This window comes from Cupriavidus sp. LA-1 (assembly GCF_055385985.1).
In genome coordinates this window covers 1,976,308-1,995,855 of sequence record NZ_AP031387.1, presented here as the reverse complement: position 1 = coordinate 1,995,855, position 19,548 = coordinate 1,976,308, and the positions used below count along the sequence as shown (strand labels likewise).

The 19,548-nt window shown below is 61.6% G+C and carries 21 protein-coding genes and 1 pseudogene; 10 read left to right on the top strand and 12 right to left on the bottom strand.

The features are described from left to right. The first annotated feature begins 74 nt into the window (after positions 1 to 74). From ACZ5MJ_RS09435 to ACZ5MJ_RS09420, 4 genes are read left to right on the top strand one after another with little or no spacing between them, the layout of a single operon-like run. Positions 75 to 968, top strand: a complete 894-nt coding sequence (locus ACZ5MJ_RS09435) for an isocitrate lyase/PEP mutase family protein (protein WP_464223575.1) — start codon at positions 75 to 77, stop codon at positions 966 to 968. A 10-nt stretch (positions 969 to 978) separates the two neighbouring features. Continuing rightward, positions 979 to 2,385: a 3-isopropylmalate dehydratase large subunit gene (locus ACZ5MJ_RS09430; RefSeq protein WP_464223574.1), complete on the top strand. Its 1,407-nt coding sequence runs from the start codon at positions 979 to 981 to the stop codon at positions 2,383 to 2,385. A 10-nt stretch (positions 2,386 to 2,395) separates the two neighbouring features. Further along, on the top strand, positions 2,396 to 3,031 hold the full coding sequence (leuD, locus tag ACZ5MJ_RS09425; protein ID WP_464223572.1) for a 3-isopropylmalate dehydratase small subunit: 636 nt from the start codon (positions 2,396 to 2,398) through the stop codon (positions 3,029 to 3,031). A 58-nt stretch (positions 3,032 to 3,089) separates the two neighbouring features. Next, positions 3,090 to 3,290: a hypothetical protein gene (locus ACZ5MJ_RS09420; RefSeq protein ID WP_464223571.1), complete on the top strand. Its 201-nt coding sequence runs from the start codon at positions 3,090 to 3,092 to the stop codon at positions 3,288 to 3,290. 147 nt (positions 3,291 to 3,437) lie between these two features. Here ACZ5MJ_RS09420 and ACZ5MJ_RS09415 read toward each other — a convergent pair whose 3' ends face one another. Beyond that, on the bottom strand, positions 3,438 to 4,181 hold the full coding sequence (locus ACZ5MJ_RS09415) for a DNA/RNA non-specific endonuclease (protein ID WP_464223570.1): 744 nt from the start codon (positions 4,179 to 4,181) through the stop codon (positions 3,438 to 3,440). 186 nt (positions 4,182 to 4,367) lie between these two features. Here ACZ5MJ_RS09415 and ACZ5MJ_RS09410 point away from each other — a divergent pair, with 186 nt between their 5' ends. Further along, a complete protein-coding gene (locus ACZ5MJ_RS09410) occupies positions 4,368 to 4,691 on the top strand; it encodes an H-NS histone family protein (RefSeq protein WP_464223569.1) in 324 nt (107 codons plus the stop codon). A 208-nt stretch (positions 4,692 to 4,899) separates the two neighbouring features. Here ACZ5MJ_RS09410 and ACZ5MJ_RS09405 read toward each other — a convergent pair whose 3' ends face one another. Further along, positions 4,900 to 5,226, bottom strand: coding sequence for a hypothetical protein (locus tag ACZ5MJ_RS09405; protein WP_464223568.1), 327 nt, complete (start codon positions 5,224 to 5,226; stop codon positions 4,900 to 4,902). 711 nt (positions 5,227 to 5,937) lie between these two features. Then, entirely contained in the window at positions 5,938 to 6,255 is a 318-nt protein-coding gene (locus ACZ5MJ_RS09400) for a hypothetical protein (protein WP_464223567.1), read from the bottom strand. Between the two features lie 364 nt (positions 6,256 to 6,619). Here ACZ5MJ_RS09400 and ACZ5MJ_RS09395 point away from each other — a divergent pair, with 364 nt between their 5' ends. Together ACZ5MJ_RS09395 and ACZ5MJ_RS09390 are read left to right on the top strand one after the other, a co-directional pair. Then, a complete protein-coding gene (locus ACZ5MJ_RS09395; protein WP_464223566.1) occupies positions 6,620 to 7,057 on the top strand; it encodes a hypothetical protein in 438 nt (145 codons plus the stop codon). 436 nt (positions 7,058 to 7,493) lie between these two features. Further along, on the top strand, positions 7,494 to 7,883 hold the full coding sequence (locus ACZ5MJ_RS09390; RefSeq protein WP_464223565.1) for a hypothetical protein: 390 nt from the start codon (positions 7,494 to 7,496) through the stop codon (positions 7,881 to 7,883). Positions 7,884 to 8,144: 261 nt separating this feature from the next. Here ACZ5MJ_RS09390 and ACZ5MJ_RS09385 read toward each other — a convergent pair whose 3' ends face one another. The 5 genes from ACZ5MJ_RS09385 to ACZ5MJ_RS09365 form a co-directional block, all read right to left on the bottom strand. Further along, the gene (locus tag ACZ5MJ_RS09385) at positions 8,145 to 8,708 is read right to left on the bottom strand and encodes a carboxymuconolactone decarboxylase family protein (RefSeq protein ID WP_464223564.1); all 564 of its coding nucleotides are present in this window, start codon (positions 8,706 to 8,708) and stop codon (positions 8,145 to 8,147) included. A 65-nt stretch (positions 8,709 to 8,773) separates the two neighbouring features. Beyond that, a complete protein-coding gene (locus tag ACZ5MJ_RS09380; protein ID WP_464223563.1) occupies positions 8,774 to 9,019 on the bottom strand; it encodes a hypothetical protein in 246 nt (81 codons plus the stop codon). Positions 9,020 to 10,016: 997 nt separating this feature from the next. Continuing rightward, a complete protein-coding gene (locus ACZ5MJ_RS09375; RefSeq protein WP_464223562.1) occupies positions 10,017 to 10,307 on the bottom strand; it encodes an H-NS family nucleoid-associated regulatory protein in 291 nt (96 codons plus the stop codon). A 407-nt stretch (positions 10,308 to 10,714) separates the two neighbouring features. Continuing rightward, positions 10,715 to 11,722 (bottom strand): VTT domain-containing protein, encoded by a 1,008-nt coding sequence (locus ACZ5MJ_RS09370; protein WP_464223561.1) that lies wholly within the window; start codon positions 11,720 to 11,722, stop codon positions 10,715 to 10,717. Positions 11,723 to 11,777: 55 nt separating this feature from the next. After that, entirely contained in the window at positions 11,778 to 12,116 is a 339-nt protein-coding gene (locus ACZ5MJ_RS09365) for a DUF3562 domain-containing protein (protein WP_464223560.1), read from the bottom strand. 294 nt (positions 12,117 to 12,410) lie between these two features. On the opposite strand from ACZ5MJ_RS09365, the gene ACZ5MJ_RS09360 reads away from it, so the two are divergent. Next, a complete protein-coding gene (locus tag ACZ5MJ_RS09360) occupies positions 12,411 to 13,736 on the top strand; it encodes an IS4 family transposase (RefSeq protein ID WP_464221431.1) in 1,326 nt (441 codons plus the stop codon). Positions 13,737 to 14,456: 720 nt separating this feature from the next. Here ACZ5MJ_RS09360 and ACZ5MJ_RS09355 read toward each other — a convergent pair. From ACZ5MJ_RS09355 to ACZ5MJ_RS09345, 3 genes and pseudogenes are all read right to left on the bottom strand, one after another. Continuing rightward, positions 14,457 to 14,681, bottom strand: a pseudogene (locus ACZ5MJ_RS09355) (CoA transferase); the annotation flags it as partial. Between the two features lie 8 nt (positions 14,682 to 14,689). After that, on the bottom strand, positions 14,690 to 15,487 hold the full coding sequence (locus tag ACZ5MJ_RS09350; RefSeq protein WP_464223559.1) for a flavin reductase family protein: 798 nt from the start codon (positions 15,485 to 15,487) through the stop codon (positions 14,690 to 14,692). A 10-nt stretch (positions 15,488 to 15,497) separates the two neighbouring features. Next, on the bottom strand, positions 15,498 to 16,574 hold the full coding sequence (locus tag ACZ5MJ_RS09345; RefSeq protein WP_464223558.1) for an LLM class flavin-dependent oxidoreductase: 1,077 nt from the start codon (positions 16,572 to 16,574) through the stop codon (positions 15,498 to 15,500). Between the two features lie 126 nt (positions 16,575 to 16,700). On the opposite strand from ACZ5MJ_RS09345, the gene ACZ5MJ_RS09340 reads away from it, so the two are divergent. Continuing rightward, positions 16,701 to 17,639 (top strand): LysR family transcriptional regulator, encoded by a 939-nt coding sequence (locus ACZ5MJ_RS09340; protein WP_464223557.1) that lies wholly within the window; start codon positions 16,701 to 16,703, stop codon positions 17,637 to 17,639. Here the strand turns inward: ACZ5MJ_RS09340 and ACZ5MJ_RS09335 are convergent. Further along, complete coding sequence (locus ACZ5MJ_RS09335) at positions 17,636 to 18,514, bottom strand: SMP-30/gluconolactonase/LRE family protein (protein ID WP_464223556.1); 879 nt, start codon at positions 18,512 to 18,514, stop codon at positions 17,636 to 17,638. The genes ACZ5MJ_RS09340 and ACZ5MJ_RS09335 overlap by 4 nt on opposite strands. Before the next feature lie 261 nt (positions 18,515 to 18,775). Here ACZ5MJ_RS09335 and ACZ5MJ_RS09330 point away from each other — a divergent pair, with 261 nt between their 5' ends. After that, the gene (locus tag ACZ5MJ_RS09330) at positions 18,776 to 19,546 is read left to right on the top strand and encodes an enoyl-CoA hydratase/isomerase family protein (protein WP_464223555.1); all 771 of its coding nucleotides are present in this window, start codon (positions 18,776 to 18,778) and stop codon (positions 19,544 to 19,546) included. The last annotated feature ends 2 nt before the right edge of the window (positions 19,547 to 19,548 follow it).

The window sequence follows — 19,548 nt, the reverse complement described above, 5'->3', positions numbered from 1 at the left end:
TTTAATGCCTAAGTTTCTTGAAAAATTCTATATATGCATACATACTGTTCGCATTACGACCAGCCGGACTCATCATGCGAAAGACCGCATTGCTTCAGAAACTGATCCACGCCCCCGAACTCCTCGTCATGCCGGGTGCTTTTGACGCCTTATCCGCCCGCATCGTGCAAGAGGCAGGGTTTCCCGCTGTGCAGTGCTCCGGTTTCGCCATTTCCGTGAGCCGGCTGGGGCTGCCGGACTACAGCTTTCTCTCGATGTCCGACATGGTTGCGGCCACGCAGCACATCGTTGATGCCGTCGACCTGCCGGTCATGGCCGACGGTGACACCGGCTTCGGCAATGCCGTCAACGCCTGGTATGCAGTCAAGGCGTTCGAGCGCATTGGCTGCGCGGGCGTCAATATCGAGGACCAGGTCATGCCCAAGCGCTGCGGCCACCTGGAGGGCAAGTCCATCGTGCCGCTGGATGAGGCAGTGCAGAAGATCCGCGCCTGCGCCGAGGCGCGCACGGATCAGGATTTCGTGATCAACGCACGTACCGACGCGCTTGCCGTAGGCGGCATCGAGGAAGTGATCCGGCGCGGCAATGCCTACCTGGAGGCCGGGGCGACCATGATCTTCGTGGACGGCATGACGTCCAGGGAGCTGGCGCGGCAGGCCGTGCAGGGAATTCGCGGGCCAGTGGCGATCAATGTGGTCGAAGGCGGCAGGTCGCCCGAGGCCTTCACGTTCGAGGAGATGCAGCGCATCGGCATCGCGCGCGTGAGCGTGCCTGGTACGCTGATGCTGGCGGCCATCCAGGGCATGCGCGACGCACTGGCGGCGCTGCGTGCCAACGGTTACGCCGGTGGCCCCGGCGCACGGCTGGCGGACTTTCGCGAGCAGCTCGAACTGGTCGGCTTCAATGAGGTGTTCGCGCTGGAGCAGCGCTATCTGGCCGGCCTGCAGCATCCCGGCACCGCACGGTGAGGTGGCTGCCATGCATGCATCGCCGCGCAACATCATCGAGAAAATCTGGGACCAGCACGTCGTGGCCCGGCTGGAAGGCGAGCAGGCGCTGCTCCATGTGGACCGGGTCTTCCTGCACGACCGCGCCGGGCCGCGCGTGCTGGCAGGTGTGGAGGAAGCGGGTCATCGCGTGGCGCATCCGGAGCTGGTGTTCGGCACCATGGACCACATCGTCGATACCCAGCCGGGCCGGGGTGACAACACATTGGTCCAGGGTGGGCGCGGCTTTATCCAGGCCTTTCGCGCCGCCACGCAGCGCTCGGGCATCCGCCTGTTCGACCTGGGCAACCCCCGTCAGGGCATCGCACATGTCATCTCACCGGAGCTGGGCATCGCCTTGCCGGGCACCACCCTGGTCTGCTGCGACAGCCATACCTGCACGGTTGGCGGCATCGGCGCGCTGGCCTGGGGCATCGGCACCACCGAAGGCGAGCACGCGGTCGCCACGCAATGCCTGGTGCGAAGCAAGCCCAGGACCATGCGGGTGTCGTTCCGCGGCAGCGCCGCGCCGGGGGTATCAGCCAAGGACATGGTGCTGGCGCTGATCGGCAGGTTTGGCGTCAGCGGAGGCGACGGCCATGCCATCGAGTTCGCCGGCGAGGCTGTGCGGGCGCTCGATGTGGAAGGACGGCTGACCCTGTGCAATATGGCGGTCGAGTTTGGTGCCTGGACCGGCCTGGTGGCGCCGGACGCGCGCACGGTCGAATGGCTGGCCGGGCGGCCCTTTGCTCCGTCGGGGGCGGCCTGGGAGGCCGCGGTGACGGATTGGCTTGCACTGCGCTCGGACGACGGCGCGCGCTGGGACAAGGAACTGGAGCTGGACTGCGCGGAGCTTGTTCCCCAGGTGACTTGGGGAACCCATCCCGGCCACGTCGTGGGCATCGACGGCGCAGTGCCGATCCCTGACGATGCGGATGCCGAGCGCGCACTCCGCTACATGGACCTGCGCCCCGCGCAGCCGCTGCTGGGGACTCCCATCGACGCGGCCTTCATTGGCTCCTGCACCAATAGCCGCCTGCCTGACTTGCGCGCCGCCGCGCAGGTGGTGCGAGGACGGCGCGTGCGACCCGGCGTCAAGGCCATCGTGGTGCCCGGATCGACCAGCGTGAAGCATGCTGCGGAAGCCGAGGGCCTGGATCGCGTGTTCACGGAAGCGGGCTTCGAATGGCGCGAAAGCGGATGCTCGTTGTGCTTCTTCGCCGGCGGCGACAATTTCGACCAGCCGGGCAAGTCCGGGCGCCGCGTGATCACCAGCACTAACCGCAATTTCGAGGGCAGGCAGGGCCCGGGCGTGCGCTCTCACCTGGCCAGCCCGGCCACGGTGGCCGCCTCGGCCATCGCCGGTTGTATCGCCGATCCGCGTCCGCTGCTGTCCTAGGGAGTCTCACATGGAACAGTTCATCGAGTTGAAGGGAATCGCCGCGCCGCTGATGCGAGCGAACATCGATACCGACCTGCTCATTCCGTCGCGCGAGATCAACTCGCCCGGGCGCGAGGGCTATGGAGAAAAGCTGCTCGCGCCGTGGCGCTATGAAGAGGGAACAGGCGGCAAGCGTGCCGAGCGCCCCGATTTCGTGCTCAATCGCGAACCCTACCGCCGGGCGACGATCTTGCTGGCGGGCGAAAACTTCGGCAGCGGATCGTCGCGCGAGGCAGCCGTCTGGGCCGTGCGGCAGTTCGGCTTCCGCTGCGTCATCGCGCCGTCGTTCGGCGCGATCTTCCAGAACAACTGCTACCGCAACGGCGTGCTGCCAGTGGTGCTGCCCGCGCACGAGATTGCCGCGCTGGCGGCCGAAGCCGAGCGCGAGACGCTGGAGCTGACCGTCGACTTGCAGTCCTGCTCGGTGAGGCACCCGAATGGTCGCAGCCTGTCGTTCACCGTGCCCCCGAGCGAACGCGCCTTGTTGCTCGAAGGGATCGATGCCATCGGCCTGACCTTGAAGCGCGGGGCCGCGATCGAGGCGTACCAGGCGGCACTGCGCGAAGCGCATCCCTGGATGCTGGCCGTGGCCGAGCCGCGCTGAGATCCATGGCGGCCGCAGGCCATGCCGGCCGCCTCACCACAACGGTTCGATCCAGACCATGACTAACACTGCATTCATCGGACTCGACTACATCGTCGATATCCCGCATCCGGACGGAAAGATCGCGCATTCCGTCGGTTTCGAGCAGTCGCAGCGCTTCGGTCTTGCTTATGGCGCATGCCGTTGTCATACGTGCGACCTCCTTCACTTCATGTTGCGTGCCAATCGCTGTTGCGGTGCCGCAATGCGGATACGCTAACCGCCGCGGCAAGTTTCCGCATTCGCGATTTCGTAGCTCGAGAGCATGTGCTTGGAGAAGATTGCTAGGCGGGCCGCAGGGCCCGCCGGTGTCAGCGAGGCACGGCTTGATGATGACAATAAAACGTCAGCATGGCTTGGCTGAGCGTCATTCCGCTATTGGGACACCGGGAAGAAAGTCCACGCCAGTTCGTTTGACGAGCTCACGATACGTAATGGGCTGTCCAGCGTGCGCCGAGTCCGAGTTCTCAATCCAATGCGCCCAAGCGCGATGGGTTGTCGAGTCATACACGAGCTTGAAGAGGAATTGCGGCACCCACACTTGGTCCGGTCCGATGGTGGTTGGAGCGGCAGCCCCATACACCGGTCCAGTAATGACGTACACATCTCCCTTGGCACGCCGGACGTACTTGCGCGTTGATTTCTCGATGCCTGCCCAGCTCCTCCTATTATTTTGTGGGGCCTGGGGCACCATATTGGCAAGTGAGAAGCTCTGCGCCATGGCTGTGGCATTGGGCATATCTCCAGCGGGCGCCATGTGGCCTCGGTCATAGCCGGAGCTCTTATAGTCATTGAGCTCAGCGCGTTCTACCCGCGGTAGTCGAGCATCAGCGAAGAAGCGGTTTGTCCGTTCTTCGTCTTGGGCGTCAGCGACTTGCTCTGCATTCAGTCGCTCGGCTACATAGACTGGCGTCTTCGTCGTGCCAGAATGCAAGACGGCAAACGCATCAAAACACAAGGCGCGCGGCTTAAGGTTTTGGCTTCGGACCTGCGGGACGGCCCCTTGTGCAAAGAACTGCGGGCAACGGTCAAAGTCCGTTGCTGCTTGAACCGGGGCGGTGAAGCTAAGGCAAATGGCGGCGGCTGCGGCCAGCCGTGAAACAAGATGCATTGATTCCTTCCTTTGGCTGTCTATCCCTTTCTTTGCGAGGAAAGGGGCCGGAAGGATAGCACTCAGAAAGGGATAATTCAGCAGCTACCTAATCTCCCACGGAGAGGTTCGACTCGCAAAGTCCAGTGAAAACTCAGAAGAGTGCTGTACGATGTGAGCCACCAACGAAGCAAAGGGATATTTTAAATGGCCACATACAAACAACTGATTGCAGAGAAAGAAGCGCTCGAGGCTCAGTTGGCAGAGGCTCGCGCCAGCGAGATTGCCGGCGTTATCGAGAAAATCCAGACTTTGATGGCCGAGTATGAGCTGACCGTCGATGATATTGAGCCTAAGCGTCGCCGTGGCCGCCCGGCGGCTGCTGGCAAGGTGGGCAAGCCCGCTGCCAAGGCAAAGTCAGCGCTGCCGCCAAAATATATGGACCCCAAGACTGGTGCTACTTGGTCCGGCCGTGGCCGCAAGCCGGCTTGGCTTGGCAAGCGTCCTGAGAAGTTTCTGATTGGGGAGTAGCACTGGAAAGAACCATTGGCTGCCGTTTTGCGCGGATGCGCGAAGGTAGCCGAGGGCGATTCATGGTCTTCCGTCGCAAAACGGCAGGCACCAGCATAGAGTCGACGCCGCCGCCCGACGCGCCTGGCCGGGACGGCGCTCAAAACGCCGGAGTGTCCTTTGCAGTTGTCATGCTGCAATTCTTCTAGCTTTCGGACGGCTTAGTTTCTTAGTCCTCGTGTCCATGCCGGCCATGGTCCCCGTGGTCCCGATGGCCACGCCTGCCCCAGTGCCGCTCGCCTTGGTCGTCATCGTCATCATGGCGTCCCCGCCAATAGGGAGCATAGACGGGTGCTGGTGCAACGACCACGGGCCGAGGAACGTAGACCGGTTGTGGCGCAACATATACGGGCGGAGGAGCATAGACCGGTGCGGGTTCGGCATAAACGACGCCCGGCACTCCGATGCCAATGTCGACGTTCACATGCGCTTGGGCTGGCAAACTGATTGCCAGCATTGCACCACCAAACGCACCAATGATTGCAAGTCGCTTCATCTCTTTCTCAAGGCTGGTCGGGCGTAACTGTACCGGCTACCGGTGTGAGGTTTGGTACTTCCAACTGTAAAAATCTGTAACGCAAATACAGGGTGATTGCCCAGTGTGGAGTCCTCTCGCTCGAGAACACCTCGAGCATTGTCTCCATTGTCCCCTGGGCTTCAAAACCCAGAGGTCGGGGGATGGAGCGGCCAAGGCAGGTTGGCGGCATAGCTTCACTCGGCACGTTGTCTTCAGCCGGGTTGACGCCGCGCAACGCTGGTGGCGATTCGGCAGACTCGCCTTCTTGCTAGTCCGACATTAGCGGCCCTGACCGTCTCTGAGGTAGGGCGCCGCCGCATTTATCCCCTGTGACTCGCTTTTCGGTAGGCGAGAGCGGTGGTCAGCGAAATTTGGAAACCGCCTTCTCTTTTCCGAGCGAATCTGCCACGTGCAGGGCAACTGAAGACATTGTCGAGATGTCTACGCGAAATATAGAGAATGACGCGAGCTTTGCGCATTGGTAGTTCCTCAATCCGGCTGACATGAGATCGCACCGCTTCGCTATGCATTCCGCCAACGGGTAGTGAACACGACCGGAGCGATGCTTCAACCTCTCGAAGGTCTGCCTTGGTCGCATGGTGCGGCCTCATAGAGTCACCTGCAAATCTAATGAGTGATAACTAGCGCCTCGGCGTCCCGACCGTTATCGACGTCTAGCGCTCGCGCATGCTAGTCATCGTACTCGTCATGCCAGCGCCGCCATTCCCGCCGGCGCTCCCGCCATTCGTGCGCCCTCCATCGCTGTTCGCGCCATTGGCGCTCTCTCCAGGCGCGGCCCTGCCAGTCGTCGTAATAGTAGGCCGGAGCCGCTACTACGGGCGGCGCCTGAACGACCACGGGAGCTGGCTCGTAGTAGACGGGCGGCGGGGCGACAGCCGCCGTCACAGGGATGCCAATACCAATGCCGACGTCCACGCGCGCCTCGGCCATGTTGGAGCCAAGCGCGGTAACGCCGACCAGAAGCAAGAGCGATGCGGCCTTTCGCATGATTTTCTCCTTTTCCTCTTGCAGAGACTCTAGGTCAGCACGGCTCCACGGTGTATTAGCGGATTCGCACAGCAGTGACTTTCTGTAACGGCGACGTTGATTCGCTCAATGTCCAGCCGTACTGTTGGGGCTACAACACAGCCGAGCATCTTCTGCGTGGACCGAGGTCGGTGTACTTCCGAATTGACGAAGGCTCGTGCTGAGGGTGAAGGCACATCCGTCCGGGCTCAAGACCTCAGCTTGCCTGTTTCAAAACTTACGGATTGTCACGAGTTCTGAGTCAACTCGGCTCTGGACAGTACCGTTTTTGCAGGTAAGCACGGCGCATTGCCGAGCTGCCATAAATTCCTCAGGAGTTCACGTCATGAAGAAGCTGTTCGCTGCTCTCGCCTCCGCCGCTCTCGTCGGTACCGTTTTCGCGCAGACTGGTGTGCCAGCTTCCGCGACTCAGCCGCAAGCAGGGGCGACGAAAGACCAGGTGAAGGTCGTCAAGGAAAAGAGCGCCACACAGGCAAATGCCGACAAGGACAAGAAGAGTGCGCAGGGCGATGAAGCCAAGGTTCAAGCCAGCGCAAACAAGGGGAAGACTGACGTAAAGGCTGATGCCAGTAAGTCCGCCGTCAAGGGTACCCACCACAAGGCGAGCAAGACGAAGGCCGTCCATACAGCGGCTGGTATGGCGAAGCCTGAAGCAAAGAATGATTCCGACAAGGTGAAGGCCAAGGCAGATACGGCGAAGCCCGAGGCGCAGCCCGAAGCCGTGAAGGCAGCGGCCAGCGTGGACAAGACGAAGAAGCAGTAAGTTGCTCCCATCGGGCGAACCGAGGGGCCGTTGCGAGGGCGAAGGCCGTTGCAACGAAGCCTGAGTGCTGGAGCTTTGCGGAGAGCGCAGGTTTGCTGGGAAGCCAGCCTGGCCTCTCCGCACTTGTTCAAGATGAGGGAAGCGCCACGAATGCCTCTCTCGCATTGCTAATTGCCGCATCTACGCTGTTCGCCGGTTGCGTCGTGTTGCCGTACGATGGCGGCTTGTACCAGAATCGGCGCACCTATGGCAAGCCGTAGTAAGCTTTCAGATGGCCTGAGCTACAAGCCGCCGATGGTCGCCGCAAGCGCCGTTTTGCGGTATTAGCGCTAACGGTGGCCTGTCACCTTACGCGGATGGCTTCGCCGTTCGCTTGTTATCCCCATTAACCCCGGGCTCAGGTCTCGATGCCGGAGCTTCCGAAGGAGAGCACTCCATGGACGTACAGCAACTCGTTTCTGAATTTCTTGCCTCTGAGCACGGCAGCCAGGCTGCACAGGCGCTGACCGCTCAGGGCTTCAGTGCAGACGATACGCAGCAAATGCTCAGCCAGGTCGCGGAGACCGCGCATGCCCATGCTGAGGAGCAGAATGCCGGTCTGATGGGAGAGCATCCTGGCAAGAGTTTTCTCGCGGCATTCGCAGCGGGTCTGGTTCGAGGTGATGGTTTTCTCAAGTCGCTCGTGGAGGGCGGTGAAGGTATCCTGACCGGCCGTGTCGCTGAGTCGCTCGCGGCGAAAATGGGGATTGACCCATCCACCGCGTCAACCGTCGCGGCTGCAGCGACCCCTTACGTCGTAGCTTTCCTGAAGGAAAAGCTCGGCTGAACATGCAAACACCAGCCTTGAGCCAAGGCCATTGCTTAATCTCTTGACGGCCAACCCCGGTCGGGGGTTCAAAGGCTTCGAGTTTCGAAGGGCCTTTGTCATTGACTCTGTCCTCAAACTAGGTTCGTGGCCGCGCTGTCCCCTGGATGGGTGCCACGAATGACCTGGGTGTGGTCTCTAGAGCTTGGCGTGCTGCCTCCAGGCGTCTTGGTAAGCCGCCATGCTTGATAGGGACGCTGATGTGCTGGCGCAAACCAGTGCTTAGCCGACCGACAACGCGGGCCCGCTGGCCTTCGAATGGAACACGTGGCTGGTATAGCTATCTAGCGTATTTGCCGCGATTGCCAGAATGATGTCCAGAATGTTTTCTTCACGATAGCCCGCACGCAAGAAGGTCTTGACCTCATGCTCGCTAGGGCGACCGCGATGTATGAACATGGTCCGCGTAAAGCTAACCAGGGCACGAAGCCGGGCATCAGCGAGAGGCCTGCCGGCACGGATTGCGGCCACTATCTTTCTAAACGTCTCACTGGCGGTGCAGGCGTCCTCGTCGGACGCCTCGTAGTTGCAGCCGCTGACAACTGCGAGTACGAGAAAGACCACCCGCTGTTCGAGTGGCGTAAGGGTTGAGTCCTGACTCAACGCGCGGCAGCAATTCCGGTACGTGGCAAACAGTGCTGATGCACCGGCCTTGGCGGCATTCATAGGCGGAACAGCATCCGTCTCATCGATGGCGTCGCAAGGGGTGTCACCATCATTAGCGGGCACGGTTTCCCGGCCGGCAACGCAGAGCGAAATGCCGGAATCAGCAAGCATGTTCTTCATAGCTCAAGTCTTAGTTGGGTGATTGCCGCTTGATATCTGCTTGCGACGAATCGGTAATGAGCCGCTCACAAGGCAAGACGGTAGGCACTCATCCTAGAGACTGCAGGCGGAAACACGCGCCAGTAGCCATCATCGTGCCGAAAGAAGAACAACGTGCGTAACCCCGCCGGTTGCGCGCTCTCGACGCATACGTAGCGTCTCTGGCCCGCATGGGTGCGACTGAATTCAACTACGCGGACCGATGTCGTGGAACCAGGCGCGAGCCATTTTTCGACCTGGAAACGCAGCGACTGTTCATTCGTGTCTTTCATGACCCCCTCCAACATCCGAGTTCTCTTCTTGCCGCGTCTATAGGGCCAACCAATGACATGGCCTAGGGCGAAGGTGGTCGTGCGAACCGATGCACGGCAATGCGCTTCATGACACCTGCGCTTCGCGGTCGAATCTTGAGAAAGAACTCTATGCCATAAACTGCCGCCCTGCGTATTGTTTTGTGAAATAGCAACAGCCGAAGGGCGGGGGGCTTGCGCCTGTCGGGACTGAGCAGGAGCCGGACTCGTTTGCCTGGACTCAAAGCTTGGCAAGTGTCCGGACGGGAATTAAAAACCATTTATATCAGGATTAAGGTGTTCGATATTAGTGGTGGCACGCGCGAGGCGAGGAGTACTGCAGCGGACAGTATGTTAGAAATGGCGCCATTCATTCATCCGGATAGTTAATAGCAGCCCTCGGCCTGCCGCTATTCTTGGCGCCGTTGGTTCTCATATCGCTGAATCTGGTGTATTCCGTCTCGGCCTACCCATTTGGGATATTTGCAGACGGATAAACGAGTTTCTATGAGGACGGGCGGCGTTCGGGCAGCCGATATTGTAAGAGCGCGAGTAGGCGCGCTAATACGAGCGTATAGCCGAAGGCCCCTAGCATGCTGCGCGCGTGCGGTGCCTTCCGTCGTGCCTTGTCTGGATGACTCGGACAGGCGTTCGAGTCACGCGCTATCTTCGCCCGCGTGCTGGGCGTCCCAACTCTTCCCCACAGCAACCAGCCTCCCCTCATCGCTGCCGTCTCTAGCCGACCAATGAAGCGGTCACCCCAACAGCCTTTCAATGGAAAGGCTGGCTATCACGTCGGGCGCTTTGTGGTCGGCCGACGGGTGACAATGCAGTGTATCTCCGCCCTGTGGCCCTGACCAATTGAATCGATGGATCGGGAGGATGGATTGGGTGCAAGGAAAATGGGGTGAATCCTCATCGCATTGGAACTGCCTTCCAATACGCTCTCAGCGTTCTGCGACCTCGCGCAGCAGACCGGTCAAGAAATCCGAAAATGGTCGGCTGATTGGCCGGCGTTTACGGCGCGCCGCAGCCAGTCGGGTAAGTCACCGGTGCCATCCCAGGTATGACCAGCAGCGTCTCTATAGCGGACACACTTGGACGACGGCCGTTCTGAGAAGCATCCGGCGGCTACCAGGTCATCAAGGGAAATGCCGTAGCGGGCCATTCGCGACTTGACCCAAAAAATGGCGTCCGTGCGCTCCCGTAGTTGCTGCATCTCCGAATCATGCGGGATGGCGTGAAAGAGTGCGGTCGCGACTTCAGCCACGGGTAAGCGTTTCGTCATTGACTATCTAGCGCGGACAGCGTGCCTTGATATGTGATGGCCCAATCGCAGCGGGCTACCGCTTCTCGCGCATCTATCGAAAGAGAAGACATCCTCGGCGGGATGTTCGTCGCGCCTGCCCACCAACCTTCCCGGAAACTTCTGTCGTCCATTGTACAGATGCAAAGTCTCGCGGGAAGCTTCGACCTTAGACTAAGGCCAAACCTGCTCACGAAATCGGCTGAGAGCTTTATCTCATCCTCTCGGGCGGTTCCAGTTCATCCGCGTAGAGCCTCTGCCTTAGTTGCCCGACGAGGGCCAGCCGCGAATACTTTCTGGGGACGGGTCGAAGAGGCTGGCTGGCACACCGAACTCCTCCCTTGGCTCAGTCTTCCTGCCGTAGTCGTCGCTCAATTCGGAGCAACGGCACGCACAGTTACTTCGTCCTTGTCATCGTCTCCAGAGCCCTCCTGCCCGGCCGCCATCGGGAGCGACTCTACTGGATAGCCGTGATGTTCCCACGCATCAAGACCGCCCTTCAAGGCGCGTACATGCCGGAATCCCTTTCGGCGCATTTGCTGCGAAATCTTTTTCGCCGTTGCTTCGTTAGGGCAAACGCAATACACCACGAGGTCGTGTTCAAGCAGCGCCCCATCAACTTTCTCGGGTGATGTCAGGTCAATCGGTATCGCGCCGGGGATGCGGTGCGGTTCTGCCCGGCGTATTGCTTGCGGGTGAGCATCGAGAATGACAGGCGGACGCTCGGACCGCATCATCTCATCCAGCTGCTGTGGTGTGATTCGAATATGCGCGAGCCAGCGACGAAAACGCAGGCGCTGAATCCACCGGTATGCTGCGAAAGATGCTCCGACCGCGAGGAACACTTCGGCCACAGTTACGCCATGCGCACTGACCAGACTCATCATCCTGGTCAACTGTGGGCCAAAAAGAGTACCTCCGGCGAGCCACGCTCCCGACCACATTGCGCTGCCAGCGATGTCCCACGAGAAGAAGATTCTTCTGTCAATCTTAGTGGTACCCAAAAGCGGAGATGCGATAAGGCCGAGGCCGGGGACGAATTTCGCCACGAGCAGCAGGGGAGCCCCGTAACGCTCGAACCAGGCGTGAGTCCTCCGAATACTTGAGTCCAGCGATAGAGACACTCGGACCAGGCGTGTGAGGATGCGACGACCATAGTGCCGCCCAAGCGCGAACCACAGCCCATCCGAAATAAGAACGGCAGCGACCGCTGCCACGAATACGGAACCGAAAGAGACGAAACCAGCAGCTACCTGAGAGCCAGCTAACAGAAGCATCGGCGCGGCCGGCACCGGCGCGCCAAGTTGTGTGACCAGGACACTGAGGAATACTACCAAGGCTCCCCATTCGGAGATTAAGCTGGGTGAAACTGTAATCAACAACTGACTCCGTTCATCTTATTGTCGTGGGCCACTCGATTCTTCGGCTATTCACTCAGGCCAAACCGACCACCGGAACGGGCTGCGCCGAGGAAGTACCAGTTGCAGAATCCTGTACTGGGGGCGCGAATGCCAACCGGGCGCCGCAAGGAAACCCGTGCCGCACAGAACTATCCTGGCCGGGGCCGCAAGTTCGAGTTGCAGGCTCGGATTCTGCACTGCGAAGTCGAGCGATGGTGCGTTTCGCGGCGAACAAGGACAGATATACATGAACGCGTGCATCCGCGCTTAGCTCTGCGAGCGCGGCAAGGTAGGACTCCCTGACAACCGCTGGAGGGAAACCCGTGTCGACCGTGATTCTCGCGACCACGTGGTCTTGGCCCTCTGTTTTCATCGCTCCCCCTTTCCACAATCTACTTGCGCGGGTGACGGCACTGGTGGCTATTCGCGCGCGTGTTGTCGACGTGACGTCTGCGCTGGCACTGCTTTGAGGACGGCTCACTGAACCGCGCACTGCCGCTCGGGACGAACCACCACTCTAGTCGACTTCGGTAGAAAATGTAGGAGCTTTGTGGGTAAAGCGGAATAGAAGCGGTAATGCCGTTCAGTTAAGAGCTGAACGGCATTTTTGTATGTAGCGTCAGAGGAAGTTGTAAACGCTGCGCCGAAGTGTTAACTTTCGGGCGCGATGCTTTCCAGTCACCTGACCTTCCTGCTCGAAGCGCAACAGCCGGCCGACTTGAGTCGGCTCGCCGAGCATCTTCCGTACGAGTGGATCGAGCGCGCGGTAGACGCGACGGGAGCGGCAAGTATCCGTCGCCGTCGATTGCCCGCTGAACAGGTGGTCTGGCTGGTGATTGCGCTGGCGATGTACCGCCATTGGTCGATCAGCGAAGTGCTCGACAATCTGGAACTGGCCCTGCCTGACGAGGTGGCGCCGTTCGTCAGCAAAAGCGCGGCGACGCAAGCCCGCCAGCGCGTTGGCGAGGCGCCGCTGGCCTGGCTGTTCGAACGAACAGCGCGCGCCTGGAGTCTGCAGGACGCCAGCGACTACGCCCTCAAGGGACTCAGCCTGTGGGCGATGGATGGCACGACGCTACGCACAGCCGACAGCCCTGCCAACCGCGAGCACTTTGGCGCCCAAGCTTACGCTCGCAGGGTCGCCAGCTATCCGCAGGTGCGCATGGTGACGCTGACTGCGATCCCCACGCACCTGGTGGCAGGTGCCAGCTTCGGTCGCTATGACAGCAATGAGATGGTGTACGCCAAAGGCTTGTTGCCGCAGATACCGGATGATTCGCTGACGGTATTCGACAAAGGCTTCCTGGCTGCCGAGATCCTGTGCGGTCTGACGATGGGCGGGCACAACCGCCACTTCCTGATTCCGGCCAAGTCCAACACGCGCTGGGAGGTGACGGCCGGCACGGCCGAGGACGCCACGGTACGCATGCGTGTCTCGCCGCAGGCACGCAAGAAGTGTCCGGCGCTGCCGGAGTTCTGGCAGGCGCGGGCAATCCGAACGATCGATGCACGCGGACGTAGCCGAATTCTGCTGACGTCGCTGCTCGATCGCCGACGCTTCAAACCTGCTGACATCGTCGCCAGTTACGAGCGGCGCTGGCAGATCGAAACGAGCTACCGGGAACTGAAGCAGTCGATGCTCGGCATGGAGCTGACCCTGCGTAGCCGAACCGTCGATGGGGTATGCCAGGAAATCTGGGGCGCCTTGATCGCCTACAACCTGATTCGTCGCGAGATGGCCAGCGCCGCCCGAGAAGCGAAGCTCGCGCCGACTGACATGAGCTTCGTGCGTGCCTTCCATGTCATCCAGCACGAGATGATGTGGGCAGCTGTCACGCCAGCCTACGCGAAATTGCCCGCCTGCCTGCAGCGCCTACGCGAGCGCCTAAAGTCGCTGCCCAATGTGAAACGACCCGGTCGCTCATGCGACCGGGTCGTCAAGTCCCGCCCTTCACGCTATGCCGTTCGCTTCCTCAATAGGGACCTTAACTGAACGGCATTAGAATAGAAGCGGGCCTTTTCGGTTAGTGCTTACTTAGTATCGACTCGCATAGGCTTCTTGGTGGCACCGTGAACGCGAGGCCGGCAGAGGAAGCATCTGGTCGCCGGATGAGGCAGCTTACGCTCGAGTACGCACCGCGAGTGTCCGAGCGATTGGAAGGGCTTCTTGCCTCTCTTGGCCGGTGCGAGGGACATGCAATAGGCTAAGCCGCGTTGGCTATTTCTGCAGGTATGAAGTGGATGACGTGCGGGGCGATACGCATGCCTGGCTTAGCTGATCAGGTGCGAGTCCGATCTCGTAGATTTGTTGCCCGGCCAGCCCGTCCCCTTGGCGAAGAGCCGCAAGAATCGAGTCCTTCTCAGACTTCCAGCATGATACAAATTTGCGTGCGTCCATCAGGCCTCCCCCTAGCGCATGTGTGTACCTCGATAGAGGCGCTACCATGCGGCGATTCTACCCAAGGATAGCCACGTAGCAGCACACACTCTCAAACTGGAACGGGCGGTCCATGGGACAGTGTTGTTAGCGGTTCTAAGCGGCAAGCGGCTGAGAATCGCTGTGATACGCCCCCCTTTTTGGCTACGCCGACACTGGTGCGTCGACTAGCACGCCTGACTTCAGCCGACGAATGCGAGGGTCAACGAAGTAGCCACCGCCTTCTATGTAGCGTAAGTACACGCGCTGGCAGGCGCTGCACTCCCAGACTGCGCATCGGTTGTACGGATAGTAGAGAGGCGCAACAGGTGCTTCGACTGACCAGATGTTTGTGTTCTCTGGATGGAACTCCTCAAAAGTCGGCTCGCTAGGCTCGATCTTCAGCACGTCAGCGCCGTGGTCGCCAAGGACCTGGCCGCAATACGGGCCGCCGAGGATGCGCGAAAGGTCGATCACGCGGATGCCCGCCAGCGCACCGGGAGGCTTGCCTTTGCCAGTCATGCGTCCTCCTACTGGACCGAGACCGGCGCAATGCGGTGCGTGCCGGCGTTGAAGTTGATGATCGGGCTGGCCTGATTGCAGGTAGTCTTGCGGATCTTGCCGACGATCAGGTCATGCGTGCCCAGTGCTTCCGTGCAGACGATGTCGCATTCGATGCTGGCCAGCGCGTCCTTCAGCACCGGCAGGCCATGCCCGCCTTCGCGCCATTGGCCGGACATGAAGCGGTCGCGCCCTTGCGGAGACTTGAGGAAGGTGTCGATGACGGCGCGGTGTTCCTCGCCCAGCACGTTGGCCACGAAGCGCCCGGTCTGCATCAGCGCCCCGTGTACCGAGGCCGACTTCTGGACGAAGAAGCCCACCATTGGCGGCTCCGCCGACACCGATGTCAGGCTGGAGACGATGATGCCCGCCACGTCGTCGCCGCTGCCGGTGGTAACGGCACTGATGCCGGCCGGCAGCGCGCGCATGGCCGACTTGAAGTCGTCCACGGAGACGACTTCGTCCTGCTCGTTGAGGGTGAGATGGGCGCGAATGTCACCGCGCTCGTCCACCCAGCCGTGCCGCGCAGCGTATCCCACCATGGATGAGAAGCCGTCCTCCCATGCCGGATCGCCCGCATGTCGTGACAGGAAGCGCAGCACCGACGGCGCCAGGCGGACGTGACCCGCATCCTCGCGCCGCCCGATACGGGCGATGGCACGCTCCAGCCGCTCGCTGGGCTGCGGATCGATCAGCACGTCGAGCCGCTTGAAGTCGGCCGGGTCGCGCAGGGTGATGGCACCGGCATTGGTCAGGTGGATACGCATGGCGGGCTCCTCAGGCGGCGACGGCCAGCTTGGTGCCCGGTTCGCCGAGCTCCTTGCGGATGGCCGGGATGATCCGGTCGCCCCACAGTTCGATCTGCCGCAGCATGGTCTTCTGATCGAAGTCGCCGAGCTGGGTCTGGAGGGCGATGTGCTTGGGCCGCAGGATGCTGATCTCGGTCAGCAGCTTGTCGATGACCTGGTTGACGGAGCCCACGGGCAGGTTCTTGCGCAACTGGTCGAACGTCGGATCGGTGTCCGACGGCACTTCCTTGACCATGTAGCCGTCATCGCTCTGCGCGCGTCGGAACTTCAGGCTTTCCGAGATGCGCCGCTGGAAGCGCGCGCAGTCGAGATAGGCATCGATCTCGGCCTTGTTGTCGGAGGCAAAGCCGCAGCGCAGGAAGCCAAACTTCACATCGCGGTCCAGGTCCCTGCCGTTTTCCTCGGCGACTTTATCCAGGCGTTCGCGCAGACTGGTGATGGCGTCGTTCCCGTTGAGCAAGGCGGTGACGAACAGATTGTGGTTCTCGCGCACGCCACGACCAAGGGTGATGGGGTTGCCAGAGGTGATCCACAGCGGCGGCATCGGCTCCTGCAGGCAGCGCACGGCGATGGAACTGGGGGGAATCTTCAGGAACTGTCCGTCGTGTTCGAAGATCTTCTGCGTCAGGCCCTTCGGGATGACGTCGAGGAACTCGTTGAAGATCGCGCCCGACTCGGCGATGTCAACGCCGAAGCGCTCGAACTCGAACTGCTGGTAGCCCGAGCCCACGCCCAGTTCGAGCCGACCGTCCGACACCGTGTCGACGAATCCGACTTCGGCCAGGAACCGCGCAGGGTGGTACAGCGGCAGAATGCACACCGCCGTGCCGAGCCGGATGCGCTGCGTCTTCGCGGCGGCATGGGCCACCATCATCAGCGGCGAAGGCGACAGTGAATAGTTGTTGAAATGGTGCTCGGCGTACCAGGCGGTGTTGAAGCCGGCCTGTTCCGCCATGACGGTCTGCTCGATGGAGTTGCTGATGACTTGCTTCGAGGTCTGGTGGTAACCTCGCTGCTGGGCCAGGATGAATACGCCGAATTCCATTGTTGTCTCCCAAAAATCCCGGTGAAGTTTCGAAGCATTCTAGGAGTCGGGTGTATTGGCCGGAATACGGGAATCACGGCAATCTGTACTGCAAAAAATGGAGGAATGATGGACCGGCTTCGCGCAATGGAGCTCTTCCTGTCGATTTCCAAGACGGAGAGCTTCTCGGAGACGGCGCGGCACTTCGGGGTGTCCGCCACGTCCGTGTCGCGCATGATTACGGATTTCGAGACCGAGTTGAACGTCAAGCTGCTGATGCGCTCCACGCGCCAGGTGGTGCTGACCGAAGCGGGGCAGGAGTATGCACGGGAGCTGGAGGGCATCCTTTGGAACATCGGACAGGCGCATCGCAACATCACGGAAATCCGCGCCGCGCCGAAGGGCACGCTGCGGGTGCATTCGCGCATGATGTTCGGGCTGGGTGTGCTGCCGCCCCTGGTCGCGGCTTTCCGCAAGCAGTATCCGGACATCCATGTCGAACTTGTGCTGTCCGAGACCAAGATTGACCTGCGCCGCAGTAATTTCGACATCGATTTCCGGATATCGCCGCCGGTGGAGGCCGGGCTGAAGCGGCGCATTCTCTTCCGGAGCGAGCGTTATCTCGTGGCGTCGCCCGCCTATCTTGAGAACCGACCCGCGCCGACGCGGCCGGAGGATATTCTCCAGCACGACTGCATGGCATACCTGCTACCCGGCAACCAGCATAGCTGGCTGTTCAAGCGCGGGGACAGCGTGGAGGAAGTGGGGTTCAGGCCCCGGCACGTGACCAACAGCGGCGTTGCGCTGCTGGAGTGGGCGCGGCTCGGCGAGGGCATAGCGCTGCTCGACGACTACACGGTCCACAACGACATCTTGCGCGGCACGCTCGTGCGGCTGCTGCCGGAATTCCGGGTGACCAATACTACGTTCGAGGAAGGGATGTACGCCACCATCCTGGACACGGCGATGATCCCGGCCAAGATCCGGCTCTTCCTCGACTTCGTGGCCTCGCACGTTTCAGGCGAGGAATTGCGCTTCAGTGCCTACGGCAAGTCGGCGGTGCCGGCGGCCGACTTAAGGCACTAGAGGAGAATGCGGCAGTGCGGGCGTGGCGCGCCGCGCAGGCCGGTGCCGCGCACGCGTAGCACGGCCCCATCCAATGGACCGTTGGCTGACAGCCGGCCGCTGTCCCGGATCGTCGTGACATAGATGTCTTCCAGGGCCGGCCCGCCGAAGCAGAGCGACGCCGGGTGCGCGACCGGCAGGTCGATGCAATGGGTGAGTTGCCCCGCGGCGTCGAAGCGGGCGAGGGCGCCGGCATGCACGAGTGCCGTCCACAGGCCGCCGTCGCTGTCGAAGCAGCAGCCATCCGGCGCGGAGCCAAGCGGCGCGGTGTCGACGAAGCGCTCTCGGCCGGATAGCCTGCCTCCGGCATCGAGCCGGTAGCGGTAGATGCTGCGTGCCGCGCTGTCGCAGACATAGAACTCCGCCCGCGACGGATGCGGCATCGGGCCGTTGACGATGCCGAAGCCCTGCTCGATTCGCGCGAAGGCGCCGGCGGAATCGAGGCGGTACAACCCGCCCAGCGGCGCTTCGTCCGGCTCGCGAAAGACGTGCATGGTGCCCACGACGAAGCTGCCGTCCGGCATGGGCGTGCCGTCATTCAGGCGCAGGTGGGGATGACGCTCGCCGATGTCTGCCACGCACCGCAAGGTGCCGGTGGACGGCCTATAGAGCGCCACCTGCTCCTTCAGGGCCACGACGAGGTTGTCTTCGCCGTTCAGCGCGAACGATCCCAGGGGCGCCGGCAGGTCGTACCGCATGATGTCGCCATGCGGCGGGTCGATCACATAGATCCAGCCCCGGCGGCAATCCGCCAGCCATAGCCGCTGCCGGGCGGCGTCCCAGACCGGGCATTCCCCCAGGTCGGTCCGGACGGTCCCGATTGGCGCGATATCCATGGTCTGCGGTCCTCTTTCGTGATGGCCGGTTGTGGGTACGGGTACTCATCCTATCGGCTCGGCGGCCCGCCGAATATGCCGCATTCCCGCAGAACACAACCAACAACTCTGACGGAAATCCGCAGGAATCCCCGCTCCTACAATCGAAAAAAGGCCGGCCCGCAACGAAGCGCGGCTGTTCATTCGATGCAAGGAGACAACCATGACGTACGCACACACCGCGCCGCTCGGCGCATTCTTCCGCCAGTCGGGAGGTCAGGCATGAGCGAGAAACTGGTCCTGATGGAGGTTTCGGACGGCGTCGCCCTGGTCACGCTGAACCGCCCCCCGGTCAATGCCCTGAACCGCGAGATGCGCCGCCAGATCGTGGCGGCTTTCGACGAGATCTCGGAGCGCGACGATATCCGCTGCGCCGTCCTGACGGGCGCAGGCAAGGTGTTCTGCGCCGGCGCCGACCTTAAGGACCGGCCCGATAGCAGCGTGGCTGGCGACTTTCTGGATCACAACCGCCTGACACGCGAAACCGGCAACGCCATCAGGGAATGCGCCAAGCCCGTCATCGCGGCGGTCAACGGCGTGGCGCTTGGCGCCGGCATGGGTCTGGTCGCTGCCTGCGACATCCTCTACGCCTCCGAGGAAGCCACCTTCGGCATGCCGGAGATCAACGTCGGCCTGGCAGGCGGCGCTTCCATGCTGCGCACACTGTTCGGCCGCTCCACCGTGCGTCGCATGTTCTTTACCGGCCAACGCCTGACGGCCCATGACCTGCTCCGCCGCAACGTTCTGGAAGACGTGCTGCCGGCCGACCAGTTGCTGCCCGTGACGATGGCGCTGGCCCGCGAGATCGCCTCGAAGGCCCCGCTGGCGATCATGTACGCCAAACGCGCTACCAACATGGTGGAAGTCATGCCGCAGCGCGATGCCTACCGCTTCGAGCAGGAATTCACCATGGCGCTGTCCCGCACCGAAGACGCGCGCGAGGCCCGCATGGCGTTCCTCGAGAAGCGCCAGCCGCAGTTCAAAGGACGCTGACC

Excerpts from the sequence above, each read along its gene's own strand:
- ACZ5MJ_RS09435 (WP_464223575.1), top strand. The coding sequence starts at position 75 with ATGCGAAAGACCGCATTGCTTCAGAAACTGATCCACGCCCCCGAACTC.
- ACZ5MJ_RS09430 (WP_464223574.1), top strand. The coding sequence starts at position 979 with ATGCATGCATCGCCGCGCAACATCATCGAGAAAATCTGGGACCAGCAC.
- leuD (WP_464223572.1), top strand. The coding sequence starts at position 2,396 with ATGGAACAGTTCATCGAGTTGAAGGGAATCGCCGCGCCGCTGATGCGA.
- ACZ5MJ_RS09420 (WP_464223571.1), top strand. The coding sequence starts at position 3,090 with ATGACTAACACTGCATTCATCGGACTCGACTACATCGTCGATATCCCG.
- ACZ5MJ_RS09415 (WP_464223570.1), bottom strand. The coding sequence starts at position 4,181 with ATGCATCTTGTTTCACGGCTGGCCGCAGCCGCCGCCATTTGCCTTAGC.
- ACZ5MJ_RS09410 (WP_464223569.1), top strand. The coding sequence starts at position 4,368 with ATGGCCACATACAAACAACTGATTGCAGAGAAAGAAGCGCTCGAGGCT.
- ACZ5MJ_RS09405 (WP_464223568.1), bottom strand. The coding sequence starts at position 5,226 with ATGAAGCGACTTGCAATCATTGGTGCGTTTGGTGGTGCAATGCTGGCA.
- ACZ5MJ_RS09400 (WP_464223567.1), bottom strand. The coding sequence starts at position 6,255 with ATGCGAAAGGCCGCATCGCTCTTGCTTCTGGTCGGCGTTACCGCGCTT.
- ACZ5MJ_RS09395 (WP_464223566.1), top strand. The coding sequence starts at position 6,620 with ATGAAGAAGCTGTTCGCTGCTCTCGCCTCCGCCGCTCTCGTCGGTACC.
- ACZ5MJ_RS09390 (WP_464223565.1), top strand. The coding sequence starts at position 7,494 with ATGGACGTACAGCAACTCGTTTCTGAATTTCTTGCCTCTGAGCACGGC.
- ACZ5MJ_RS09385 (WP_464223564.1), bottom strand. The coding sequence starts at position 8,708 with ATGAAGAACATGCTTGCTGATTCCGGCATTTCGCTCTGCGTTGCCGGC.
- ACZ5MJ_RS09380 (WP_464223563.1), bottom strand. The coding sequence starts at position 9,019 with ATGAAAGACACGAATGAACAGTCGCTGCGTTTCCAGGTCGAAAAATGG.
- ACZ5MJ_RS09365 (WP_464223560.1), bottom strand. The coding sequence starts at position 12,116 with ATGAAAACAGAGGGCCAAGACCACGTGGTCGCGAGAATCACGGTCGAC.
- ACZ5MJ_RS09360 (WP_464221431.1), top strand. The coding sequence starts at position 12,411 with ATGCTTTCCAGTCACCTGACCTTCCTGCTCGAAGCGCAACAGCCGGCC.
- ACZ5MJ_RS09350 (WP_464223559.1), bottom strand. The coding sequence starts at position 15,487 with ATGCGTATCCACCTGACCAATGCCGGTGCCATCACCCTGCGCGACCCG.
- ACZ5MJ_RS09345 (WP_464223558.1), bottom strand. The coding sequence starts at position 16,574 with ATGGAATTCGGCGTATTCATCCTGGCCCAGCAGCGAGGTTACCACCAG.
- ACZ5MJ_RS09340 (WP_464223557.1), top strand. The coding sequence starts at position 16,701 with ATGGAGCTCTTCCTGTCGATTTCCAAGACGGAGAGCTTCTCGGAGACG.
- ACZ5MJ_RS09335 (WP_464223556.1), bottom strand. The coding sequence starts at position 18,514 with ATGGATATCGCGCCAATCGGGACCGTCCGGACCGACCTGGGGGAATGC.
- ACZ5MJ_RS09330 (WP_464223555.1), top strand. The coding sequence starts at position 18,776 with ATGAGCGAGAAACTGGTCCTGATGGAGGTTTCGGACGGCGTCGCCCTG.